Here is a 22,054-nt window from a genome sequence, read left to right as displayed (position 1 = left end):
GCACACGCCGCCCACGCTGTGCCACTCGACGCGGGCGAGCTCGGAGACCGCCGAGGCGGTGCAGCGGACCGCCAGCCACGCCACCCAGTCCTCGAAGTCACGCGTGAAGCGCGCCCCGTGCCGCGCCCAGGGGACGGCCTCGGTGCGCACGCCGTGCTCCGGGCAGCGCACCCTGCAGGGCGCGTACTCCAGGTAGCAGGCCGAGCGCGCCAGGTCCATCGCCCTCCACAGCCTGGGGGCCCCGCGGTTCGCCATGTCGTAGAAGTCGCAGGCCCTGCCGCATACGGGGCAGCGGCGCTGCTCGCGCTTGTAGGGCCGGACGCTCACGACGATGCGCTCGGCCTCGATGCGCGCGCCCAGGACGACCGTGCGGGCCAGACCGAGGGCGAGAAGTAGTAGACTCTTCATGCGTCACACCTCTTCGGTTGTCTGAATTTGGCTTAGCAATCATAGGCGGATGACGCGGAAACGGCCCCTCCCGGGGCCGTTTCAGTTCCAGATCGTTGTTTTCGCCCGCTGAGCTGGGCCTATGCCGGAATCTCTCCCACAGAAACCACCGAAGAGCCCAAAAAAAGAGTTCCCAATCGGGAACTCTTCCAAATTCAAATGGCGGGATGTACGAGACTTGAACTCGCGACCTCCGACGTGACAGGCCGGCGCTCTAACCAACTGAGCTAACACCCCGTGCTTAAGCAGCGAAGGAAACTATACAGGTAAACAAAGACCAACGCAAGAACTTTTTTGCGTTAATTGCATTCCGATAGCAGAAAGCCATCAGCCAAACGTGAACAAACCTCCGTCCTTGTTCACGCGCGCACGACGACGGTAAGAATATTACGCTCATCAGCACGTTGGTACTCGAGCTTCGAAGCAAGCTGGCGAACGAGGCCAATGCCCATACCGCCCGTATCCAGATCCTCGAATTCCCGTTCAACATCTTCTGTAGCCGTGGGATCGAACGGCTTCCCGTTATCAGCGAAGACCATCCGAACGAAGTCGGGCGCAGCCGAAATGCTCACCCAAGATTTCGTAGCACCCGAATAGGAAACGATGTTGGCGAACACCTCCTCGCATGCCAGATACGCCTTGCGCTTCAAGGCATCGTTCGCGTCCGTCGCATACAGAGCTTCGCGCAATCGCGGAAGCGCCGACATGTCGCAGGGCAGCTCTTCGCCAAGAGAACCATCCTCACCCCGCACGTTGTCCGCATCGTTGGATCTCGCGTACATAAGAACGGCAGCCGTTAGATCATCGAACTGCTCACGACCTTCGGCAAAGCCATCAACGGCACGAACGACCACATCAACGATATCCCCAGCATGATCATAGGGAACGCACGCGGCAACGGATTCAGCCAAACGGTCCTCACCAAAGAACGAGCCATCCACCGCCTGCGCCTCAACCACGCCATCGGTGTACAGAAGAAGGCCCTGACCAGGCTCAAGAATAACAGTTGATTCCTCGATGACGGTATCGTCGAATAGCCCAAGCAGCTCCCCAGGATTCACCTCGAATACGCTTGCATTGTTTCCGACTAGTAGCGGAGGCATATGCCCGGCATTCGCGAAGCGCACCTCGCCGTTTCGCGGATCCAATACAGCGGCAAACACGCTTACGAACATATCCTCGGGATTGGAAAGAGAAACGCGAGCATTCGTCCGCGTGAGCACCTCTGCGGGCCCATTCCCTAAACGCAAACCATCGATGATCATAGTCTTGACCACCGTCATGAACAAGGCAGCAGCAATGCCCTTGCCTGCCGCATCGCCAACGACAACCGCGATGCGCCCATCATCAAGTTGGACAACATCGTAGAAATCACCACCAACCGAACGCGCGGGACGTGAAAACCCGCATGCGGAAAACCCATCGCCCAGCAATTGAGTACGACCGGGAACCATGCCCTGCTGTATGCGATGTGACACGCTAAGTTCGAAATCGGTCTGCGCACGCTCGGCCGCCATTTGGCCAATGCGGGCAACATATTCGTCAATCTCGCCTGACATCTCGTTAAACGCACTGGCGATATCGCCAATCTCATCGTTTGAGCGTATGTCCAGAGGCTCGGCCTCTTTCGCCTCCTTGGCCGTAAAGGAGCGCATGCGTGCAGCTATGAGATGCAAGGGATTGAATACGTTCCGTCGGAGGATGACGAGCTCGACGGCGAACAAGAGAAGAATGGCCAGAGCGAACGGCCACATGGTGCTAACGGTCGATGAGATGACCCTATCGCGTTGCCTATCCACCGAATAGCTCGAAGCCGCCACAACGTTATCGCCCAACTGCATGGCAGGGTAATACCAGTCGAGCATATGACCGAACTGGTTGTCGATCTCTTCGGCAACAGGCTCGGGGGCGCCTTTGAGCGCCAACTTCATAACATCGGAAATCTCCGTATACACAACCGTCCCAAAGGGCCGCTCGCGGGTAATCTCATCGTTTTCGGCGTCGCTTCCGCCGACGGCCATGATGTACGTAATGGTGCTGTTCTCAACGTCGACCTTGCATATGTACAGATAGTCCATGCCGCATGTCTGGCAAAGCGTACGTAGGTTTTCCTGGCATAGATCATAGTCATGCGTGCCAGGCACGAACTCATCATCGTCGAGACCGTCAGACGCGACAGCAAGAATCGTGGAGCACTCCTTCGCCGCAGCGATTCCCATGGAGTCGGAGCGATCGTGTTCGGTATTGTAGATAATCGTGTAATTCACGGCGAAGGCAACGGACGCCGACGCAAGCAACACGACGACAATTGCCGCGGTAATCTTGCCGTTAACCGAACGAAACACGACCACGCCAGCTCTACACGATGGTCAGCCGCTTATCGGTGCCCGTAAGACGAAGCACTTCCCTCACCTCGGGGGATACGTTTCTAAGCGTGAGGTTACCGCCCATCTTCTTGTAGGCGGAAACAATTTGGCGAATGCCCGCCGACGATATGTACTCGAGGGAAGCCAAATCGAATTCCAGCTGCGTTACGCCCTCGTCGAGTTGCGAGAGCGCATCTCCTAGTTCGGGAGCAGTCTGCGTATCGAGCCATCCTTCAATAAAGAAGATGACCTTGCCCCCTTCGACCGTCTTCGTGATTTCCATACCGAGCCCCCTATCCGACAAACAACGTCGTACATAACCCATATGTCTATCCCACGCCTATTGTACTCGCTGCGCGATACACGCAAGGTGGTTGTCATCAATGCGAATATGTCGAATTTCGAAATCCGGCGGCCGAACGTAGACATCCCGATCGAGATAGTCGGCTATGCCGCACCCAAGCGCCTTACCCACGGATTCCATTTCCGTCCAAACGTACGGATCGGCCAAATCGTACGGAAACGAATCAAGGCACTCAACGTCCACCCCAACGGGAGCATCCGCCAAGGCTGCAAGCGCCATGCGCCCGCCGTGAGCAAGACTGAAATGCACATTGGGCATATCCGAGAATGACGGCTTACCATGGACTCCCACAACATAGCTCATATCGCGTTCGCGCAAACCCCGCTCATGCAGCAAATCGTCCAGCAGCATTCCAGCCAACAAGCTCAACCGCTGGTCGGAAGCAAATCGATACAACAGGACCTTGCGCTTGCGATGCGCCGAAACGTCCACCAGGGCGCGCTGAAACACGTCTGGCTCGTCAAACACGTCGACCGACGCGCCAACGCACCGGCACCCATCAATCGATATGTCCAGGCAATGCTGCGTTATTCCTCCTCGTCATCGAAGAATCCCATGCCCTCGAGCGCAACAAGGAATTGGCGCACATATGCCGCAGAAGTAGCATCCCACCTGAAGCCAAGGCGATAGAGCACCTGCATCGTGTAATCGTTCCCCGCCTGGGGAACGACGACAGGAGCGCCACCGGGCTTACGCGCATAGGCAAGCATACTCGTGAGCACGCGTGCCTTCTCAGGGTCGTTTTCGGCCTCATGCAAAACAGCCGCGAACTCCTCGCGCTCAACAGGCCGAACCTCGAGGCCAGCCGCATGCATGGCCGCGAAGATATCGTTCATGAACACCCTATGATGGTTGAACGGGTGGAACACCACGCAAGCCGGCGGAGTTTGGGCAAGCAGCAAGAGCGCCCGAGCGGTCTGGTCGATGGGAGAAAACTCCAGTGAGGCATCAAGCTGGTCGAACGGAGCGCAACCTAGCATCGCAAACGACTTGAGACGCCCCATCGAGGCATTCGTGCTGTAATTGATCTGGAACTCGCCATCGGTCGTGCGAGGTGCCAGATTGCCCACGCGCATCACCTTGCCCGAAAGGCCCTTCGTTGCCACGGCATCAAGTACGATTCTCTCAGCCAGGAACTTCGATCGCGTGTACTTGTTCTTCAGGTCCTGTCCAACGTACAGCTGCCGTTCCGTTGTCTTGCCCATTATCGACGCCCCTGGGACAAGCGGGCATTTCATGGTCGAACCCGTGGAAACCTGCACGAGCGAGGCGCCGTTCGCAAGGCAATAGCCCACTAGGTTTTCCACGCCACCAACGTTCACGTCCTCGATTTCCGTGCCACTCGAGAAATGCTTCACCACGGCCGCGCAGTTCACCACCGTATCGACACGTGTGCCATTGGGAAGCTGCAATGGCGCGGTGACATCGCCCTCCACGACGATGATGCGACTGCCGAACAGCTCGGAGTAATTGCGCTCGAAGTAATAGAAGAGCTGATGCTTCAAGCGCTGTTCGGCGGAAATGTCGCCATGCGCGCGCAGCAGGCAATACGCCACGCCATCATAGTGTTCCAGGAACTCATGGAGAACATGTATGCCCAGATAGCCTACAGCACCCGCAAGCAGGATGTTTCCAAGCGGTCGACAATCCCCCTCGATGAAGGCACGTAAGTTATTCCGGCTGAGCAAATCGTCAATGGCGGAGTAATCGTAATCGGCAATCTCAGCATCATGATCCTCAGTCGTTTCAGCAGATACGGCCCCGGCATCTACGCCCCCTTCGCCACAGAGCGCAGCAAGCGCTCGCGGAGTGGGATTGGCGAAGACATCGGCATAGGAAACAACCCAGCCTCGCTTCTCGGCCTCAACCGTCACACGTATGGCCATAAGCGACGTGCCGCCCGTTTCGAAGAAGCTATCGGTAGCGCCCACATCGGGAACGCCCAGGATCTCCGAGAAGATATCGCAGAAGACCTGCTCCATCTCGTTTGCAGCCGCAACCGCATTTCCCGCTCGAACGGGCTGTGCAGGCGGCAAGGCGCGAAAGTCGACCTTGCCATTGGGCGTAAGCGGAAGCTCATCGAGCTGCAAGAACGCCGTTGGCACCATGTAGCTGGCCAACGAGCGCGCCATCTGGGCACGCACATCGGCGGCATCGAGCGGATGATCGGCCGTAAAGTAGGCGCACAGGTGGTCGGCACCGCCTATGGGCGCGATTTTCACGATAGCATTCGTAACGCCCTCCACGGCTGCCAACGCAGACTCAACCTCGCCCAGCTCGATACGCAAGCCACGAAGCTTCACCTGGTTATCCGTGCGCCCGAGTATTTCCACGAATCCGTCGTTCGTCCAGCGAGCGTAATCGCCCGAACGATAGAAGCGTCTCCCCTCTCGTTCGATAAACGCCTGCGCGGTTTTCTCGGGCAGGTCGTTATACCCTTGGCCAACGCCAAGCCCGCCGATGAACAACTCGCCCACCACGCCGGGCGGCAGCTCATTGCCATCGGCATCAACGATGCATTCCCGCACGTTGTAAAGCGGGCGTCCCACGGTAATGCGCTTTGCATGCGTGAGGTCGGCCATGTTCGATGACACGGTCGTTTCCGTAGGTCCATAGGTATTGATGATGCAGGCGGACGTCGTGCGCTGCAAAAGCGGGAGCAGGCCTTGGGCGTATTTCTCTCCGCCCGAAAGCACCACCTTGCAGCCCGCTATGAACGACGCAAACGCAGGCGATTCCAAGTACTGCTTCAAGCGAGAATGCGTGGCATTGAAGGCATCGGCGCCCGTTGCCACGCCAAGCGCAGCCAGCTTGGCAGGATCGTTCACCTGCGACTCGTCGGCCAGCACAACGCAAAGGCCATTCGCAATGGGCGTGAAGACCTCCTTAACGGACATATCGAAAGAAAGCGTAGTGACCGCCAAAAACGCATGCGCCTGTTCGACCAATGCGTGCACGAGAATATTGGAGGGCCGATTCGCGTGGAAGTTGCAAACGCCCTCATGCGTGAGCATGACGCCCTTCGGCTTCCCCGTAGATCCGGACGTGTAGATGAGATAGGCCAGGTCATGCGGATCGACAGGAATACGCGGATCCTCTTCGCGCGTACAAGCGAGCAGCTCTTCCACGTCGACGGCGTTTTCGTACGACGACACGCGGTCGGCCGTCGTGATAACGAGCTGCGAGCGCGAATCGGTAAGGATATGACTCACGCGCTCTGCGGGGTACGCTGGATCGCAGGGTATGTACGCACACCCCGCCTTGCAAACGCCGAAGGCCGCAGCGATAACCCGCGACGTGCGCGGCAACAGAAGCGCCACGCGGCTTGCCGGCGATACGCCCCGCTCGATGAGCGCATGTGCAATGCGATTGGCGCAGGCATTCAAGCCGGCAAAGGCATACGAACCATCCGAGGCAACGAGCGCCGTTTCATCAGGCCGTATCCGCGCCTGACGCTCAAGCCCCTCATGGAACGAGGAAAAGTCGAGCGGTCCGGTTTCCTCTTCGTGGAACCGCTCGAGCTGAGCACAGCGATCCTCGTCGAGCAGGGAAAGGGCACGCACAGGAGCATCGAGCGCCGAAAACATGCGATCGGCCACAATCGCCATCGAACGAACGAGACCCTCCATGAGTTCGGGCGAATACAGCGCATCGTTGTAATACGCGGCTATGACGGGCACACCCTGGTCAAGCTCGATATGAATCGACAGCTTGAACTTCGCCTCATTGCCGCCAATGCCCTCGATGGCGCTCATCACGGAATCCCCCGTAGGCGTAACGGCGGAAACATCCACCGCTCCAAGCTGGTATTCGTAGACGATCTGCGGTTCGAAGCCGAAAGCAGAAGCGATGCGCGCAAAAGGATAACGCTCATGCGCGATGGCGCCCGACAAAGCGCTTGCGCACGATTCCACAAACTGCGAAACAGACACATCGTCCACACTCACGGCAAGCGGAAGCGTGTTCACGAACATGCCAATCGTGTCGGCGGTACGCACGTCAGACCTTCCACTGCTGATCGTCGCAAAATAGACACGCCGTTCGCCCACGTAGCGGGATAGCGCATACGAAGCGGCCGCGAGCATGAAGGCGGCAGGCGTGGTACCTGCGCATTTGCACGCGTCCTCAACGGCATCGAACGCGAAGGGCGCACGCGCAATGCCCTGGCCACCCGAAGATGCGCGCCCCGTTTTGTCGGGCGGAAGCTCACTGGCAGTTTCGAAGTCGGCGAGCACGTCGGAGAAGAACGCGCGGTTCTCGTCGAATTCCGGCGATTCCTCAAACCGCTTCTGGGCAATCGCGAAATCGGAATACGTGAAGGACTCGAAGGAAACCGACGCGCCTCCCAACGCCGTGCCAAGGTCACGCAGGAAGACGCCCATGGACGCCCCATCGAAGACCAGGTGATGGAAGTCTGCCAGCAAGTGAACGACGCCACCCGACGTTGCCACGACGAAGCGGCACAGCGGTCCCGCATCCAAATCGAAGGGGCGCGGGAAAGCGGACCGCATGGCGGGCAACGCCGCCTGGGGCACTTCGACGCGCTCCATCGAAACGGCGTTATCGCTTGGCACAAGCAAGATGCGTTCGCCTTCGCGCACGAAATGAGTCGTCAAAACGGGATGCGCCGCAACGACGGTTTCCAAGGAGGAAACGACCTGATCCGCCGATACGCTTGCGGCAAAGGTAATCACCGAGGGAACGTTGTACGAAAGCGATTCGGGATGCTTCAGGCATTCGAAATAGACGCCAGCCTGCGCAAACGTAAGAGGCGCCGCAAATTCGCGTTTAGAGGCAGATGCGGAAGCCGGCGCTTGCCCATTACCAGCCATCCATTCCGCGATGATCATATCCTCAATCGTTACGACCGAGGCCGAATCGTCGAGGTCGCTCGCATTGATCTGCACGCCCAGACGCTTGTAGATAAGCGCGAGCAAGCGAAGGCTCTGTATCGACGTAAGCCCACAGCGAACGAGCGGCGTTCCGACCCCGAAGGTATCCACACCGATAACCTCCGCGGCAATCGCATGCAACTCACGCTCGAGGGCATTCATGGGCCGCGCTTCATCATCCCCAAGGTCGTCTGCGGAAACCAAATTGGGCTCGGGAAGCGCACGCCTGTTCACCTTGCCATTCTGATTCAGCGGAATGGTATCCAGCTGAACGAAGGCAGCAGGCACCATGTACGGAGGCTTTCTCTCGCGAATAAAGTCCCCAAGCTCCCCAACATCAATTGGCTCATCAGCCACAATATACGCAGCTACGTACTTGCCACCACTCGGGTGGTCGAATGCCGCCACCGTCGCATCGCGAATAGACGGAAACTCTCGCACAACGGCTTCGACCTCCGATAGCTCGATGCGGAAGCCGCGGATCTTCACCTGTCCATCGCGACGCCCGATATACTCGATGTTCCCGTCGCGCATCCAGCGCACGACGTCACCCGTACGATACAGGGGAATCACTTCCCCGCTCACGAACGGATCGACTCCGAATGCCTCGGCGGTTCTCTCGGGACGATTCAAATACCCCGCCGCTACCTGCGGCCCTGAAATCCACAACTCGCCTTCAGCCCCAATGGGCAGTCGCTTCCCATTGGGCCCAACTATGTATGCATGCAAATTGTCGAGCGTATGGCCAATAGGATAGAAGGGCTCATCGCCTCGCAACTGATAAACCGTCACCATAATGGTGCATTCCGTGGGCCCATAGCAATTGTGCACGCAGACCCCTTCAGGCACCTTAAACGAAACGAGGGCCTCTCCGCCCACGCTGAGATGACGTATGGTCGGGAACTCGCCGTCGATGGCAAACTGGCGCCCCACCTGCGTCGTCATGAACATATGGGTTACGCCCCAACCTTCCAGGTAGCGGCTCATCGCCATAAGGTCAAGACGAATCTCCTCGGGAACGATGACCAAGGTGGAACCCGTAGTAAGCGCAGGATACGTATCCATCATGGAGGCATCGAAGCCATAGCTGGCATACGTGCCGACCCTGCTATCTGGCTCAAGTCCGTAGTACCGCTTATACCATGCGATATAGCAGACCAGATTGGCATGCGTGATACGCACGCCCTTCGGCAAGCCCGTCGTGCCCGAGGTATACAGCAAGATGAACAGGTCTTCGGGCGCAGGCTCTCGCAGGGAAACGCCATCCACCGGAACGGGAGGCTCGAAGGCGGCAACATCGTCGACGATGAGCACCTCGCCCTCGAAGCCCGAAATGAAATTGCGCAGTTCGGTAGTCGTGATAAGCAATTTCGACGAAGCGTCCTGCACCATGAAGCTCAGGCGCTCCTCGGGATACGTAGCATCAAGCGGCTGATAGGCGCAACCTGCCTTCAGGGCACCAAGCGACGCCGCCGCCATCCAAAGGCCGCGCGGAATGAGAATCGACACGACGTCGCCCGCTTCGCCCAACCCAAGCGTGGTAATGTACGCTGCAAGCTTATCGGACACGCGATCGAGCTCGCGATACGTCAATTGCCTATCGCCGCAGATGACAGCCACGTTATCGGGATGCGCGGAAGCAGCGGCGCGGAACAGCGACACGACGCTTTGGCTAGCGTCGTAGGGAGCACGCGCGCCATGGAATTCGTCGAGCAGCCGCTCCTGCTCTTCGTCGACGAGGGAAATGTCATCCATGAGCTCGGCTCCGAGCATGCCGGAAAGCACGTTACCGTACGCACGCGCCATATCCGCAACGAACGCATCGGAGTATCGATTGCGCTGGTATTCCGCATGAAGCACGTAGGATCCATCGATCTTGAACAGCTGGAAGTCAAGCGAGCCACCCGTAGCATTGCCCTTCAGATCGACGCGGCTGTACGGCAGACCGCATACGGTGCCCAAGGCCAGGTAATCGCCCTGATAAGCGAAGAGGACATCACTCGTGACGCCGGCAAGAGGTGCCGCTTCGGCGAACGAGAAGAGGTCATGACTCATGACGCCCAACACATGAGACTTCACGGCGGCCAGGTAGTCAGCAACGCTCGTGCTGGCTTCCCACTGGCAATGCACAGGTAGCGTCTTGACCATCATGCTCACGGTGCGCGCGCACCTCAGATCGCTTCGCCCGTTGTAGATCGTCGCGAACAGGGCCTCGCGGCTGTTCGTATAGCCGCCAAGAAGGCTCCCGAATGCAGCGATCGCATAGACGTTTTCGGTGATGCCAAACCTGCCGCAGAAACGAACCACGCGATTGGCGTCAACGGCAAGCGACACATCCTGCGACGCGTATTCCACGGTCTCCCCTTCTGCATCGGGGTGCGGCACGCTGTCGACCTCCAGACCTTCGAATGCTGCCTCGTACCATTCCTTAGCCTGGTCATATGCGCTTGAAGCTCGTGCTTCCAGCTCGTCGGCCGCCACATCGAAGCCCGTATAGGATTCCGGACGGATTTCCTCACCAGCATACGCAGCATCGACATCAGCCATAATTACGCGCATCGACGTGCCATCGTACACAAGGTGGTGAAAGTCGGTGAACAAGTACAGGTTTTCGGGCGTGCGAATGACGCGCATGCGAAACAGGGGGCCTACATGCAAGTCAAACGGCTGAATGAGCCCAGCTTTCAGCTGTTCGAATTCCGCCTCCTCCATGGTCTCGACAGCAACGGAGAAGGGCTCGTCACCGGGAACCATGAGAGGTGTCCCCTCGCTATCCTCCTCCACATGCGACTTTACGAAACGATGAGCTTCAATGGCCGCTTCCAACGCCCGAGCCAGTCGATCCGCATCGATCGAAGCGTCTAGCCGCAAAAGAACAGGATTGGGCTCTTCGGTGGTTTCTGTGGGAGAGATTCCGGCATAGGCCCAGCTCAGCGGGCGAAAACAACGATCTGGAACTGAAACGGCCCCGGGAGGGGCCGTTTCCGCGTCATCCGCCTATGATTGCTAAGCCAAATTCAGACAACCGAAGAGGTGTGACGCATGAAGAGTCTACTACTTCTCGCCCTCGGTCTGGCCCGCACGGTCGTCCTGGGCGCGCGCATCGAGGCCGAGCGCATCGTCGTGAGCGTCCGGCCCTACAAGCGCGAGCAGCGCCGCTGCCCCGTATGCGGCAGGGCCTGCGACTTCTACGACATGGCGAACCGCGGGGCCCCCAGGCTGTGGAGGGCGATGGACCTGGCGCGCTCGGCCTGCTACCTGGAGTACGCGCCCTGCAGGGTGCGCTGCCCGGAGCACGGCGTGCGCACCGAGGCCGTCCCCTGGGCGCGGCACGGGGCGCGCTTCACGCGTGACTTCGAGGACTGGGTGGCGTGGCTGGCGGTCCGCTGCACCGCCTCGGCGGTCTCCGAGCTCGCCCGCGTCGAGTGGCACAGCGTGGGCGGCGTGTGCAGGCGCGTCTACGCCGAGCTGGAGGCCGCGCGCGGCGCCTCGAGGTTCGACGGCGTGCGCCGCATCGGCATCGACGAGACGTCGTACAAGAAGGGCCACAAGTACGTCACGGTGGTCGTCGACCACGACCGCGGCTGCCTCATCTGGGCGCACGAGGGCACCGGCAAGGACGTGCTCAACCTGTTCCTCGACGAGCTCACGCGCGAGCAGAGGCGCGCCATAGAGGTGGTGACCGCCGACGGCGCGAGGTGGATAAGGCAGCTGGTCAAGCGCCGCTGCCCCAACGCGAGGTGGGTCATGGACCCCTTCCACGTGGTCCAGTGGATGAACGACGCGCTCGACGCCGTGCGCTGCGAGGAGTGGAACGCCGCCAGGGCCGCCGCCAGGGCCGCCAGGCCCAGGCCCGAGGGCAAGCGCGGCAGGCCTGCCAAAGGCGAGCTGCCGCCCGAGGAGGTCAGGGCGCTCGAGGAGGAGGCGGCCTCCATCAAGGGCAGCCGCTACGCGCTCGTGAAGAACCCCGAGGACCTCACCGACGGCCAGAGGGCGAGGCTCGAGGCGCTCAAGAAGAGGGCCGGCTCGCGGCTGGTCAGGGCCTGGGAGCTCAAGGAGGACCTGCGGGCCGTCTTCCGGGCAGCCGACGGCTCCGAGGCCGCCGAGCTGCTCGACGACTGGATGCACAGGGCCGCCTACTGCAAGATCGCCAAGGTCGTCGCCGTGGAGAAGAAGGTGCGCCGCCGGCGCGACGACATCATCGCCGCAGTCGAGCTCGGCATCAGCAACGGGCGCGTAGAGGCCATCAACAACAAGATCAAGGTGACGGTGAGGATGGGCTACGGCTTCCGCAACACCGACAACCTCGTGGCCCTGCTCATGCTCAGGTGCGGCGACTGCCAGCCCCAGCTCCCGGGTCGCCCGGTGAAGGCGAGGAAGAAGGGCGTGAAGGGAGCGAAGAGCGTTGCTGCCTAGGCTAGCCCCTTGTCACACAAACTACCGAAGCCTCCAGGATTGTTGTACACCGCCTCGCCCACGCGCGCCATGCTCTCGGCATAGATGCCAAGCTGCGTTTGCGAAAGCGGAGTGGGCTCATAGCGTGGTTGACGATCCTCGAGCGCCACATCTGCCACTGCAAGCGCCATCTTGCGCGGCGTTCGTTCCTGAGAGATGAGCTTCGCGGAGAGCGGCAATTCGGAGCAAAGGCGCTGGAGCTTCATGACGCGAATGCTATCCCCGCCAAGCAGGAAGAAATCATCGTCGATGCCCACCTGGTCGAGCCCGAACATCTCTTCAAACGCCGAGCAAAGCTGGCGCTCAACATCGTTTTCGGGGGCGGCATACGACGTGCGTGCCTGGGAAACGTCGGGCGCGGCAAGCACTTTGCGATTCACCTTGCCGTTCGGAAGCAACGCGAACTCACGCACTTTCACGAAATGGGCGGGAACCATATAAGGAGGAACCTTGCGCGCGAGTTCATCGCGCAACGCTTCACCCTGCGCCTCGCCCGTAAAAAACGCGCATAGAAATTGGCTTCCACCGTCGCCGTCGAACGCCTTCACGACCACCTGACCAGCGCCCTCGATGGCACGTATGGCATTTTCCACTTCGCCGGGCTCAACGCGCTGGCCATTGATCTTCGCCATCCAATCCTTGCGGTTCACATACACCAGGTTGCCATCGGGCAGCTCGCGCAGGATATCACCCGTATGCAGCCATCCGCCCCGGTACAGTTCCTCGGTCTTCTGGGGGTCCTTGTAATAGCCATCGCAGTACACGCCGCTCAGGCAGAATTCGCCCTCCTCGCCCGGCTCGACGGGATTGCCATCATCGTCAAGCAGGCACCACGTCTCCTCGGGCTTGCCCACGGGCGTTACCTCGTAGGGTCGCTTCACCGCGAATGCGCACACCGTGCCACCCGTTTCGCTCATCCCGTAGCAGTTGATGAGCTTGTACCCATCGCGACTGCATTGTCCGCTCAGCCGCTCGCTACCCGTAAAGACGACCTTGAGCGCGTTCGAACGGTTATGGAACTCCGAAAGCATTGCAGGGCTAAGAAACGTGAACGTCACGCCATGGTCAACGATATAGTCCTCGAATTTCCGCAGATCGCGATACGTATTGGAGTCGATAAGATGAAGTTGGCCACCCTCCTTCAGCACCTTGAAGCACGTAAGGGACGCAACGAAGTACAAAGGAGCGCCCATGGCCCACACCTCGTCGGGAGAATACGTAAGCGCCACCTTGGCCGTATGCTTTACGCTAAGCCCCTTGAAAGAATGCAGAATGCCCTTGGGATTACCCGTGGACCCAGACGTATAGATAAGCAGCGCGGGCAACTCTTCAGCGGGATATTCGGGAGCATCTCCCTGAAGTACCAGGGATTCCATCGCCTCGGCCTCCAGCCACGCCTGGTCATCGAAGAGAAGCGGAGCCTCGCAATGCTGGCGAATGTAGGCTATGCGCTCCTCGGGAAATGCGGGACCCATGGGAACGGCCGTACAGCCATGCATCCAGATGCCAATCTCGGTGGCAATGTAGTTAGCCGACTGGGGCAGCACAATGGGAACAAACGACCCCTCGGGAACGCCCCGCTTCGCTAGCCAAGCCATTACGCGAAGCACAAGCTCCTTCAGCTCGGCGTACGAAATCGCACGCGTACCACCTTCGTCTACGATGGCCGGGTAATCCGCATACGTTTCGAACGCCTCCCACAACGGTTCCAAGTACTCGTTATGCATCATCGGATCCCTTCTCCCATTCGGGCCATGCTCAAAAACGCGCTACATGCTTACTTGTTTGAATTTCCCTTTTCCACTTCGATAACCGTCAGGTTCATGCCGAGCGAGTTGTTATGCTGAACGCGCGAGGCCACTGACAGCATCATGACAATCCCCTCATCCTCTACGTCGGGACGCAGCGGATCGAAAGGGGCTCCGTTGTCGCGCATGGAAACCTGAACGCTGTCGGGCAGATTGCTCACGATAACGTCAAAAAGCACATCGCGACCGCGGTTATGCTCGTAGGAAGCTGCATGGGCGACCATCTCCTCGACTCCCATCGTGGCACGCAACGACAAGAGCGATTCGACGCCGCAGTCATCGAGTGCCTCCTTCACGCAATGCGCAATGCCCGAAGCATCCGCATTCGAAGCGGGCGTCGTGGCCTCGAAAACGACATCACGCGTCGTATTGGGCACAAGCAGAAGACTGGCATAGCCAAGCTTCCTGCGAAGATATCCAGTCATCGCCACGAGGACGAGACATGCTAGAAACTCCGCAAGAACGAAGGCCAACACGGCGCCAACAAGGCCCAGTCCATTCGTGAGAAACCAAATGAGCGGCAGATAGAGCACGAGGTTCTCGCAGAGTGTCAGCACGAGCGAAACCATGCGCCGCTGAATGGTGTTGTAGTAGTACGTCATAACGTAGTTCAGGGCCAGCGGAAGGAACCCCACCGAATACAGGCGCAAGAGCCATTCGCCATCGGGAATGCCCCCTGGCACGAACGCGGCAATGATCTGCCCGGGAAAGAGCATCGCAACCCCCACGAGCACCAACACGCACGCAAGCACGACGCGGAACACGTACCCCACAAGCAGGCGCAAGCCACCATAGTCGCGCTCGCCGAACAGCACGCCCTCGATGGGCATGGCCGCCTGGCCACCCGCGCTGAAGAAGGCGACGGCGAGCAACTGCACATTGCCGCACACCGTAAGGAAGGCAATGCCGCCCACGCCAACGCGATTGCCAACAACGTAGTTCAAGAAGAGGAGGGCAATGCAGGCGAATAGCATGCGAAGGGCTCCAGGCACGCCGTTCTTCATTACGTCGACCACCTCGGGAAGCAGTCCGCCACGAAGACGGCAGAGCCGCAACGTGCGATGAGGCCAGCGGAAGTAGAGAAGCGACGTAAGAACGGCGGCGACCATGCCCATCACGGTAGCCATGGCCGAGCCCTCGACGCCCATGCCCAGGGCACCCATGAACAGCAGGTCAAGCAGCACGTTCGCTATTCCGCCAACCACCAGCACAACCGATGAAAGCCTAACGTTGCTATCGGCGCGCAACAGCATAGCCATAACCGAGGCAAGGATGAAGACGGGGCTTGAAGCGGTGACGATGCGCAAGAACGCGGCGGTATAGGGCACCGTGGCCCCATCAGACGAGATGAGTCGCGCAAGCGGTTCCGCAAAGGGAGCGATGACCAGGGCGAATATGGCTCCGATGGCAATAGATAGAACAATGCCCAGCGTAAAGGCACGATTGGCCGCCGCGGCATCGCGCTTCCCAATGGCAATGGAAACGAGCGTAGAAGAGCCCACGCCAATGAGCATGGCCAAGACGGTGAGCATGTTCACGATAGGCGAGGCAACGCGAATACCCGACATGGGAACGGGGCCCAGGAGCTGGCCCACGATAATCGTGTCGGTAACGATAGTGACCTGAAGCAGGAGAACCGCAGCTATAGAGGCAACGAAGAACTTGCGATACTGGCCGCCCAGGGCAACGGCCGTACGCGCATAGACGCCGGAAGTAATCCGACGACCGCCTTCACCCCCACGTGCATGCGCTTCCTGACCCAACGAGCCCTCCCCCGAACGGGACCCACACACTAGATCATACAGGTGCAATCATAGCAACATTCGCAAGGTCAAAGCCTTGCGATGGTTTGTTGAAACGTTCGCGTCACCGAAGGTGAGATTAGCGTGCGCTTCACGCGTTTCCACTCCAACGAGTTCAAGTCTCGTCCCACGTAACAAAAAAAGAGTTCCCAATCGGGAACTCTTCCAAATTCAGATGGCGGGATGTACGAGACTTCCGCGCACGCCTTCGGCGAGCGCTCGACCCCTCCCTCGCAGGCTCGGTCGGGCGAAACGCTACGGACGCCCCACTGGGGCGTCCGCTTAACGCGTTTCCACCCCAACGAGTTCAAGTCTCGCCACCGTCCCCGAATACAAAAAGAGTCCCATTTCTGGGACTCTTCTAAATTCAGATGGCGGGATGTACGAGACTTGAACTCGCGACCTCCGACGTGACAGGCCGGCGCTCTAACCAACTGAGCTAACACCCCGTGCTTCAGCAGCGGAATTGATTCTACAGGCTACCCCATCCAGATGCAAGAACAATTTTCAACTTCCCACTCACCTGCGAAGGAATTGTGAATTACCTGCTCAGAACCGAAAGCGCAAGAGCGTAGATTATCCTCCCCTGATAGCTATTTCCAATAAGTCGGCACGTAGAAGCGACGGAAAGTGAATAATAAGCAGCCGTGCCACGGCTGTAAACTAAACAAGGATGGCGCATTAGCGAAAAACGCCATGCCATCAACCGCAAAGGTTCCATGGGCGTCTGAGAGGGAGAAGATGATCAGCGACCTGCGCATCGACGAAGAACGTAAGCGCATGTATTACGAAAAGGGCTACTGGGGCACCAGTACGCTTTCCGACATATGGTCATCCCAGTCCAAGAAGTACGCGCAGCATGTGTACGTGAAGGACACCGAGGGACATTCGTATACGTACGGCGAAATCGACCAGGCAGCCGCCCGCGTAGCAACCTGGATGAAGGAAGTCGGTGTCGAAAACGGCGACATCGTTACGTTCCAGCTGCCCAAATGGGCCGAATTCGCCATCATCTACGTGGCATGCCTGAAAGTTGGCGCCGTCATGCACCCCTATGCGGTGCGCAACACCGATCAGGACCTCATCGAAACGGTGAACTCCGTGGGCACGGCGGTCTACATCGCCCCCACGTTCTACCATAACCGTAACTACGAAATGGAGTATCGTGCCATATGCGGCTCCATGCCCAACCTGAAGGGTGCATTGTTCGTAGACCGCATCGCAAGCACCATCCCCGGAGAAGTCTCCCTTTCGTGCGTGCTCACCAACTGCGAGCCTCTCGACGAGCCCAGCCCGTCTAAATCCGACGAAGCGGCATGCATTCTTTCCACGTCGGGATCCACCGGTCGCCCGAAGCAGGCCGTGTTCACCCACAACACGATCCTGTTCTCCGAACGAGCGTACATCGCGCCCATGGGATTCACCGAAGACGACATCGTGTGGATGCCCTCGCCGCTCAATCACGCCACGGGCTTCTACCATGGCCTCATCGCCACCATGCTGTTCGGGGGATGTGCCATTCTGCAGGAATGCTATTCGCCCGAATCGGCCGTGAAGCTCATCCGCGAAGAAGGCTGCACCTGGTCCCACGGGGCAACGCCCTTCATCTACGACTTGCTTAGCTACCTGGACGAACACGGCGGATCGCTGCCCAGCATGCGCTTCTACATCTGCGGCGGCGCGCCGGTGCCCTCCAGTATGATCGAACATGCCAGCAGGTACGGCATCCTGCTGTCCGAATCGTACGGATCCACGGAAAGCTGCCCCCACGTCTATGTGCCACTCGATAAGTGCCTGGAATGGAATGGCGCTTGGTCGGGCATTCCCTACGAGGGAATCGAAGTGCGCGTCGTCGACGCCAACCATAATGAAGTCCCCCGTGGAGCGCAGGGCGAGGAAGCCTCACGCGGGCCACACCAGTTCGTTGGCTACCTCAACGAACCCGAACGCACCGATCGCGCGCTCGATTCCGACGGTTGGTTCTACTCAGGTGACCTCTGCTACATGGACGAAGAAGGTCGCATCCGCATCAGCGGGCGCATGAAGGAAATCATCATCCGCGGCGGCGAAAACATTTCGTGCAACGAGGTGGACCAGCAACTCGACGGCTGCCCGGGCGTAGGCGAGCACGCCACCATCGGCGCACCCGACAAGCGCATGGGCGAACGCATCTGCACCTTCCTCGTTCCGAAGCCCGGAGCAAAGCCTACCGTGGAAAGCATCACGGAATACCTGGCCGAAAAGGGCACGCCCAAGCGCGTCTGGCCCGAGCGCATCGAATACATCGACCGCATTCCGTACACGCCCACCGGCAAAGTGCAACGATTCAAGCTCGCAGCCGAGCTGCTGCTGCGCATGCGCGAAGAACGCAACGAACGCTAGCAGCGCAACTCACGTAAGGAGAAGCCATGCCCATCGAAAGGGAGTTTTCCGCGACAAGGTCCCATGCGGGCTTCAAGCCGCGCGTCTGCGATGACGACCTGCACTTCTACCAGTGCCCTTCGTGCGGGCACGTGCATATTGGCCTCACCGATGGCAATCCCATCTCCTGGTCGGGAAACGGTTCGACGAAAATCGCCGAGCTACCCTTCGTGCGCACGGAGGCCCCTACCTGCACCGCCTGTGGCAAGCAGATGGAGCCCATCCCCTTCGTTGAGCACGAGGACGTTCCCAGCGATTTCGAACTCGACTTCCAATTCCGCGGCGGATTCAACGCAAACTGCGTGAAGATCAAATGGTTCGCGAAGATGGGCTGCAAGTTGCATATCGACTGGGCCTGCGTGAAGACGTTCACCGGATACCAGGTGAAGTACGTGCACGAGAAGAAGTACTCCCCCATCACCTTCGCGTTCGCCGACGAAGATGCCTACTGTTACTGCGACAGCGACCCATGCGAGGAATGCATGTTCCGATGCAAGAACGGCATGATCGGATACGTGCACGTCGTAGGGCTGGGCCTGGTGCGCATGAGCTTCGATCGCATGCTTGCCAGTGGCTCGGGTCCCTCGAACGAGGGCTTGCGACGCACCCGCAAATAACGTCCCATAACAGAGTAACGTGTATACAATCGGCCACTCCGAACGCGGGGTGGCCGATTTCGCTTTTGCATGTACGGACGGAAATTCCCACAATTCGCGGGGAATGTCCTCCATGTATTCGGAATATTAATAATTCGATTCAAAAACTCGAACCGCTATCAATTGGATTTAGCCATGGACCACAGGCACAATATTACCCGTGAGCTAAACAAAGCTCTATTCCGAACATCGCGTAGATCATTGAGGAGGACTTAGATGAACCCTAACGCGAAAATCACCGACGAGCAGTTTGAGGCTTATCTGAAGCAGATTCGCGAATTGGTCGAGGGACCTTTCGACGAGATGCAGAAGGAAATCGAAGTCACGAACAAGTTCCCGGAAGAGTTCTATGAACTCGCCAAGAAGAACGACCTGTACCGCTTCTACATGCCGTCTCAGTACGGTGGATGGGATCTCAACGAGCTCGAAATCCTGCGCGTTCAGGAAGAGTTCTCCCGCGGCCCCGGCGGCATGCGCATGCACCTGCATCACGCTGCCGACATGAACTGGCGTATCCTCGACGACTACGGCACGCAGGAAATGAAGGACAAGCTCATGGACAAGTTCCAGGACAAGTCCGTCTACTGCAACTTCGCCATCACCGAGCAGACCGGCGGCACGGGCGCCGACCTGCACACCACCGCTGAGAAGCAGGCCGATGGTTCCTGGATCCTCAACGGCGAGAAGTGGCTCATCAGCCACACCGACTGCTCTGATTACACCTACATCATCGCAGTTTCCGACCCCAGCAAGCAGAAGGACGACCGCCTGAGCGCGTTCATCGTCGACAACTCTCTGCCCGGCTTCGAAATCGTCGAAATGCCCCACATGATGGGCTGCCGCGGCGCTGGCCATGCTGGCCTGAAGCTGACCAACGTCAAGGTTGGTCCCGAGTGCCTGCTCGGCGAAGAGGGCCAGGGCATGGATGTCGCCATCCACAGCCTGTCCGTCTCCCGCGTGCACATCGCTATGTCCAACCTCGGCATGGCTCAGCGCATGCTGGAGCTCTCGCTCAAGCGCGCCAACGACCGCATCACCTTCGGTAAGCCCATCGCTTCCCGTCAGATGATCAAGTCCAAGATCGCCGACATGCAGATGATGGTTCACGTTCTGCGCACCGCCATCTACGACTTCGCTCGCGACTACGACATCGACCCGAAGAACGACTTCATCACCGAGAAGGCTGCCATCTGCAAGCTGTTCTCCATCGAAACGGTGAAGCTGGTCTCCGACGGCATGCTCGAGATCTTCGGTGGCGACGGCTACTTCGAGGACAGCCCCTACGGCCCGACCGAGCGTCTGTACCGCGACTGCCGCGCCATGTGGCTCGAGGAAGGCGCCCCCAACGTTCAGCGCATCACGATTGCTCGCGAGTGCCAGAACCACGGCGGCGAAGTCAAGTACAACTTCTAGTTGCAGCTTGATATACCAGCTCATCTCTGAGCGTATTGAAAGAGCTGGCGCATTTTGTGCCAGCTCTTTTCCTATTCGGAACATTTGTTTGAGGAGGAATATATGTCTCTGCCTCTCGAAGGCGTGAAGGTCGTCGACCTCACCACGTTCCTTGCCACCCCCACCACGGGCCGCGTGCTCGGCGAATGGGGCGCCGACGTCATCAAGGTCGAAGCCGCCAAGGGCGATGCCACGCGCACCAACCAGGCTCCCGTGTATGGCATTCCCGACTACACCGACGAAGAGAACCTGTCGTTCGACGTCGCCAACATGCACAAGCGCTTCATCAGCCTGAACCTGAAGAGCGAAACCGGCGCCGAGGTTATGCACAAGCTTCTTTCCGAAGCCGACATCTTCATCACCAACACCCGCACGAAGAGCCTCGCCAAGATGGGCTTCGACTGGGAAACGCTGCATGCGAAATACCCGCGCCTGATCATGGGCCATGGCCTGGGCTACGGCAAGAAGGGTCCCGAAAAGGACGCTGCCGGCTTTGACGTAACCTGCTACATGGGTCGTGGCGGCGTATTCGGCACCACGGTGGACGCCGACAGCTTCCCCATGATCCCCACCAACGGCTATGGTGACTTCCAGTGCTCTATGTTCCTCTGCTCTGGTCTGCTCGCAGCTTACATCGCGCGCGAAAAGACCGGCGTGGGCGACTACGTAACGTGCGCTCTGGAGCATGGCGCCATCTACGCGCTGTCCGTGGGCATGATCTCCGCTCAGTACGGCAACAAGTACCCGAAGAGCCGCCTGGAGGTCAACAACCCCCTGAACAACGTGTTCAAGTCGGGCGACGACAAATGGGTCGTTCTCTGCCTTCCCGAGTACGACCGCGACTGGCCGCGCGTGCTGAAGCTCATCGGCCGTGAGGACCTGCTGGAGGACGCCGATCTGGCTTCCATCGACGCCGTGAACAACAAGGGTCTCTCCCCCAAGGTCGTCAAGGTCCTGGACGAGGGCTTCGCCAAGTTCACTCGCGACGAGCTGCTGGCCATGTTCAAGGAAAACGACATGCCCTGCGAGCCTGCCCAGACGCCCGAGGACGTGTACAAGGATCAGAACGCGATCATCAACGAGTACATCAAGCCGGTGCACTATCCCAAGGGCGACCGCTGGTGCCCCACTGCCCCCGTTCAGTTCGAACTGAACGAGACGGCGGAGCTGAAGCCGACGGGCATGCTTGGCTCTTCCACCGAAGACGTCATGAGGGATCTGGGCTACACCGACGAGCAGATTGCCGCCGCCGAAGCTGACGGTTCCGTGTGCGGAGCCCGCAGCCTCGACGAACTGCTGGGTCGCTAGCAAACAGCGCCAAACACGTGGCTACAACGAGGGGGGATGCGCGAATGCGCATCCCCCTTTTTACGTATACATAACCGCTGTTC

General features: G+C 59.1%; 11 protein-coding genes, 2 tRNA genes and 1 pseudogene. 5 read left to right on the top strand and 9 right to left on the bottom strand.

Translation table 11 applies throughout. From position 1 onward, the window contains the following. Positions 1-3: 3 nt before the first annotated feature. The 6 genes and pseudogenes from AAY81_RS10845 to AAY81_RS04670 form a co-directional block, all read right to left on the bottom strand. Positions 4-219, bottom strand: a pseudogene (locus AAY81_RS10845) (helix-turn-helix domain-containing protein); the annotation flags it as partial. Positions 220-607: 388 nt separating this feature from the next. Continuing rightward, positions 608-684 (bottom strand) — tRNA-Asp (locus AAY81_RS04690). Between the two features lie 122 nt (positions 685-806). Next, positions 807-2,792 (bottom strand): ATP-binding SpoIIE family protein phosphatase, encoded by a 1,986-nt coding sequence (locus AAY81_RS04685; RefSeq protein WP_143117406.1) that lies wholly within the window; start codon positions 2,790-2,792, stop codon positions 807-809. A 13-nt stretch (positions 2,793-2,805) separates the two neighbouring features. Then, positions 2,806-3,096, bottom strand: a complete 291-nt coding sequence (locus AAY81_RS04680) for an STAS domain-containing protein (protein WP_066661994.1) — start codon at positions 3,094-3,096, stop codon at positions 2,806-2,808. Positions 3,097-3,153: 57 nt separating this feature from the next. Beyond that, positions 3,154-3,645 (bottom strand): 4'-phosphopantetheinyl transferase family protein, encoded by a 492-nt coding sequence (locus AAY81_RS04675; RefSeq protein ID WP_066661988.1) that lies wholly within the window; start codon positions 3,643-3,645, stop codon positions 3,154-3,156. Between the two features lie 59 nt (positions 3,646-3,704). Then, positions 3,705-10,940, bottom strand: a complete 7,236-nt coding sequence (locus AAY81_RS04670) for a non-ribosomal peptide synthetase (RefSeq protein ID WP_074777361.1) — start codon at positions 10,938-10,940, stop codon at positions 3,705-3,707. Between the two features lie 171 nt (positions 10,941-11,111). Between AAY81_RS04670 and AAY81_RS04665 the strand changes: the two genes are divergently transcribed. Continuing rightward, positions 11,112-12,485, top strand: coding sequence for an ISL3 family transposase (locus AAY81_RS04665; protein ID WP_066660379.1), 1,374 nt, complete (start codon positions 11,112-11,114; stop codon positions 12,483-12,485). Here AAY81_RS04665 and AAY81_RS04660 read toward each other — a convergent pair. The 3 genes from AAY81_RS04660 to AAY81_RS04650 all read right to left on the bottom strand — a co-directional run bounded on the left by AAY81_RS04660 (position 12,482) and on the right by AAY81_RS04650 (position 16,583). After that, the gene (locus tag AAY81_RS04660) at positions 12,482-14,254 is read right to left on the bottom strand and encodes a non-ribosomal peptide synthetase (protein WP_066661971.1); all 1,773 of its coding nucleotides are present in this window, start codon (positions 14,252-14,254) and stop codon (positions 12,482-12,484) included. The genes AAY81_RS04665 and AAY81_RS04660 overlap by 4 nt on opposite strands. 47 nt (positions 14,255-14,301) lie before the next feature. Continuing rightward, positions 14,302-16,095, bottom strand: a complete 1,794-nt coding sequence (locus tag AAY81_RS04655; protein WP_066661970.1) for an MATE family efflux transporter — start codon at positions 16,093-16,095, stop codon at positions 14,302-14,304. A 411-nt stretch (positions 16,096-16,506) separates the two neighbouring features. After that, positions 16,507-16,583, bottom strand: a tRNA-Asp gene (locus AAY81_RS04650). A 247-nt stretch (positions 16,584-16,830) separates the two neighbouring features. Between AAY81_RS04650 and fadK the strand changes: the two genes are divergently transcribed. The 4 genes from fadK to AAY81_RS04630 all read left to right on the top strand — a co-directional run bounded on the left by fadK (position 16,831) and on the right by AAY81_RS04630 (position 21,971). Further along, positions 16,831-18,516: a medium-chain fatty-acid--CoA ligase gene (gene fadK, locus AAY81_RS04645; protein ID WP_240480621.1), complete on the top strand. Its 1,686-nt coding sequence runs from the start codon at positions 16,831-16,833 to the stop codon at positions 18,514-18,516. A 26-nt stretch (positions 18,517-18,542) separates the two neighbouring features. Then, complete coding sequence (locus AAY81_RS04640) at positions 18,543-19,172, top strand: hypothetical protein (RefSeq protein WP_066661965.1); 630 nt, start codon at positions 18,543-18,545, stop codon at positions 19,170-19,172. 255 nt (positions 19,173-19,427) lie between these two features. Continuing rightward, positions 19,428-20,624 carry an acyl-CoA dehydrogenase family protein gene (locus AAY81_RS04635; protein ID WP_066661961.1) on the top strand — a complete coding sequence of 399 codons (1,197 nt, stop codon included), beginning with the start codon at positions 19,428-19,430 and terminating at the stop codon, positions 20,622-20,624. A 102-nt stretch (positions 20,625-20,726) separates the two neighbouring features. Continuing rightward, positions 20,727-21,971, top strand: coding sequence for a CaiB/BaiF CoA transferase family protein (locus AAY81_RS04630; protein ID WP_066664961.1), 1,245 nt, complete (start codon positions 20,727-20,729; stop codon positions 21,969-21,971). The last annotated feature ends 83 nt before the right edge of the window (positions 21,972-22,054 follow it).

This window comes from Denitrobacterium detoxificans, from assembly GCF_001643775.1.
Lineage (GTDB): Bacteria > Actinomycetota > Coriobacteriia > Coriobacteriales > Eggerthellaceae > Denitrobacterium > Denitrobacterium detoxificans.
This window is presented reverse-complemented; position numbering and strand designations above follow the sequence as displayed.

Coding starts and splice junctions, on each gene's coding strand:
- AAY81_RS04680 (WP_066661994.1), bottom strand. CDS start 3,096: ATGGAAATCACGAAGACGGTCGAAGGGGGCAAGGTCATCTTCTTTATT.
- AAY81_RS04665 (WP_066660379.1), top strand. CDS start 11,112: ATGAAGAGTCTACTACTTCTCGCCCTCGGTCTGGCCCGCACGGTCGTC.
- AAY81_RS04660 (WP_066661971.1), bottom strand. CDS start 14,254: ATGATGCATAACGAGTACTTGGAACCGTTGTGGGAGGCGTTCGAAACG.
- fadK (WP_240480621.1), top strand. CDS start 16,831: ATGCCATCAACCGCAAAGGTTCCATGGGCGTCTGAGAGGGAGAAGATG.
- AAY81_RS04640 (WP_066661965.1), top strand. CDS start 18,543: ATGCCCATCGAAAGGGAGTTTTCCGCGACAAGGTCCCATGCGGGCTTC.
- AAY81_RS04635 (WP_066661961.1), top strand. CDS start 19,428: ATGAACCCTAACGCGAAAATCACCGACGAGCAGTTTGAGGCTTATCTG.
- AAY81_RS04630 (WP_066664961.1), top strand. CDS start 20,727: ATGTCTCTGCCTCTCGAAGGCGTGAAGGTCGTCGACCTCACCACGTTC.